General features: G+C 67.7%; 2 protein-coding genes. Both read right to left on the bottom strand.

The window, feature by feature from the left end; genetic code table 11:
* Positions 1 to 93: 93 nt before the first annotated feature.
* Entirely contained in the window at positions 94 to 1,320 is a 1,227-nt protein-coding gene (locus tag AAFX91_RS40425; RefSeq protein ID WP_394570211.1) for a DUF1501 domain-containing protein, read from the bottom strand.
* A 2-nt stretch (positions 1,321 to 1,322) separates the two neighbouring features.
* Entirely contained in the window at positions 1,323 to 2,852 is a 1,530-nt protein-coding gene (locus AAFX91_RS40420) for a DUF1800 domain-containing protein (protein WP_394570210.1), read from the bottom strand.
* Between the last annotated feature and the right edge of the window lie 123 nt (positions 2,853 to 2,975).

Here is a 2,975-nt window from a genome sequence, read left to right as displayed (position 1 = left end):
ATCCGATCACCTCAAAAGCTCTTGTGCCACGGGGGCCGTCCACATATGGGTCCCGGCTCAAGGCCGGGACGACAGCGCGGCTGAGGTCCGCGCTTATACCGCCACCAACCCCTGCATTGGCTTTGCGGTGCGGCTGTCGGGGAAAACCGACTCCGCCAGCACGCGGTCGGCGAGGCCGAACTGGTCGTGCAGCACGCCTTTCATCACCGCGCGCAAATCGGTGGTCGGTGCGAGGTCGCGGCCCTGATAGAGATTGGCGGGCTTCAGGCCGGGCCAATCCGAGATCACGCGTCCGCCTTTCACCGCGCCGCCGGCGAGCAGCGCGATGGTGCCGGTGCCGTGGTCGGTGCCTTCGGTGCCGTTGATGCGCGCGGTGCGGCCGAACTCGGTGGCGACCACGATCACGGTATCGCGCCAGCGTTCGCCGAGCCCGCTTTCGAATTCCGCCAGCGCGCCGTCGAGACCGCCGAGCAGTTGCGCGAGACGGCCGACCGGTCCGCCCTCCTTGGCGTGGGTATCCCAGCCGTCGAAGGCGAGCGCGCCGATCCGCGGCCCGTCATCGGCTGCCATCAATTTCGCCGCGCCGCGCGCCGCCAGCCGCATCGCACCGACGCCATTGGTGCCGGGCTTCGGCTTCATGTCGTCGCCTTTCGCGACCTTCTCGAGCTGCAAGCCCTGCGTGAGCGCCGAGGCGAGCGCGGGATCGCGATGTTGATACAGCTCGAGCAGGCGCATCGCGGTGTCGTCATCGGCCTGCGGCAGCGCGACCGGCGCCCAGCCGACCGTCGGCGCCGCGCCGCGCAGCACCAGCGGCGTCGTCGGGCCAACCGCGAGCGCGTGCGTCACCCGCTCGCCTTTCGGCAACGCTTCGAGCGCGCGGTTGAGCCAGCCCGATTGCACCCTGCCCGGACCGGCAAAGCCGCTTTCGAGCACGTCCTGGCCATCAAAATGCGAGCGCTCGCGATAGGAGGTCGCAACCGCGTGGATCACGGCGGCCTGCCTGGCGCGATACATCCGCGCGAATTCCGGCATTGCCGAATGCAGGCCGAAGAAGGAGTCGAGCATGACGGCCGCATTCGGTCCGTCCGGCCGGAGCGCGATCGAGCCATGCAAGCCGGCGTAATCGGGATCGCCGATCGGCGCCACCGTCGCAAGGCCATCGAGCGCGCCGCGCAGGATCACGACCACGAGCCGCGGATCGCGGCCGTCCGCTGCGCGTGCGAATTTCGGCAAGTAGGCCCAGGCGGCGAACGCGGCGCCGCCGAGCAGCAGAGAGCGGCGCGAGGTGGCCTGCGACCGCAGGCCTTCACAACATTGCATCGTCACCTCCTCTGGAATTCCGGCGACATCAACAGCAGCGCCAGCGCCTGCTGACGCGACTCCGCGCGCTCGACGGTGCGACGCGTGTCCGGCGAGGCAGCGTCCGCGGCGACGAGCTCGAGCAGCTCGCGCGGGTCGATGCCATCGCCAAGCCGCGAGGCAATCTGCGCCGAGATATCAAGCCGCAGCTTCATGCCTTCGGGCGCGGCCCATGCCGCGCTGGTATCGGGAAAACCGTTCGGCCCGGCCGGCGACCACAATGGCTGGCCGAGGACATTGAGGCCGCCCAGATAGCGGGAGGGATCTTCGGGATTGCGCCCGAGCAGCCGGCCGGAGGCGATCAGGAATTCGTAGGGCGAACGCATCTTGGTCAGCGGCGCGTCCCACGCCTCACCGGAATCGACGAGCGCGGTCGCGAGCGCCTTCAGATCGCCGTCCGTCCTGGTGAAGACATCCTGCAGCCGCGCCACCAGGGCCGGCGGCGGATCGTCGGCCACGAAGTGGAGCGCGAATTTGGCGGCGATGAATTTTGCCGTCGAGGGATGGCGCGCGATGTCGGCAAGCACGGCCTCGCCCTGCGCCACGCCATTCGGCTCGTAGACCTTGCCCATCACTCGCTGCGCGCCGGGCTGATGCGCGTTGGCATTGAACACAAAAGTGCCTGATGGCCCGAGCTGCCCCTGCCGTCCGGCAAAGGTCCACCCCGTGAGGACGCGCGCGAGCGAGGTGACGTCGTCCTGCGTATAGCCGCCGCCGACGCCGAGCGTATGCAATTCCATGATCTCGCGGGCCAGGTTTTCGTTGAGGCCGCGGTTGCGGTTGATGCCGGCGCGCGAGTCCGGACCGAGCGATTGCTGGTTGTCGAGGAAGAACAGCATCGCCGGATGCTGCTCGACCGCCTTCAGCATGTCGGCGAAGCGGCCGAGCACATGCGGGCGGATCGCCTCGCGCTCGAACGCGCCGGCCCAGATCCGCGCCAGCCCGCCCTTGTTGGCGGAGATGCAGAAATGGTTCGACCAGAACACCACGAGACGCTCGACGAATCCGCAATCGGCGAAGCTCGCGCGCTGGATGCGCGCCAGCGCTTCAGTGCGAAACGTCTTCTGGATGACGTTGGCCGGTTGCGGCGGCGGCTTCGGCGGATTCGGCTGCGTCGCGGCATTCGCGTTATTGCCGTCGGCGGATGCCGTCATCGGCTCCTTGGCCGTCATGTCCTTGGCGATCGAGGAGAGCGACGGGTTGCGGCGCTGCGCTTTGGGGTCCGTCGATGGCGCTTCCGTCGCTGCGGATTTCGCGACGGCGTCGCGCGCCTGCTGGATCTCGAACTGATAGTCGAACAGCGCCTTGCCGAGCGCCGGCGTGGAGGAAAGCCCGGGCATCTCCAACAGCGCGGCGTTGGCGCGATTGAGTTCTGATGTCACAAAGCCGCGCGGATCGGATGCCGCATTGACGAAATCGCCGGATGCGCCGCCGCGGGCGCCGAAACCGAAGCGATTGAGCGCAACAAGGGCTGCTTGCGAATCGCGGGCCATCGGATTTCCCTTCGGGCGTCCTCGGTCTATGATTTGTGCAACATCTTAGCATTACAGTTGTCTTTTTGTTTTGAAGTGCGCGCGCTGGGCGGCGGCCTGGTGAGCTCTACGCCAAAGTGACCA

This window comes from Bradyrhizobium sp. 31Argb, from assembly GCF_043638955.1.
GTDB lineage: Bacteria > Pseudomonadota > Alphaproteobacteria > Rhizobiales > Xanthobacteraceae > Bradyrhizobium.
The sequence above is the reverse complement of the archived record's forward strand: the minus strand, read 5'-3'. Positions and strand labels throughout refer to the sequence as shown.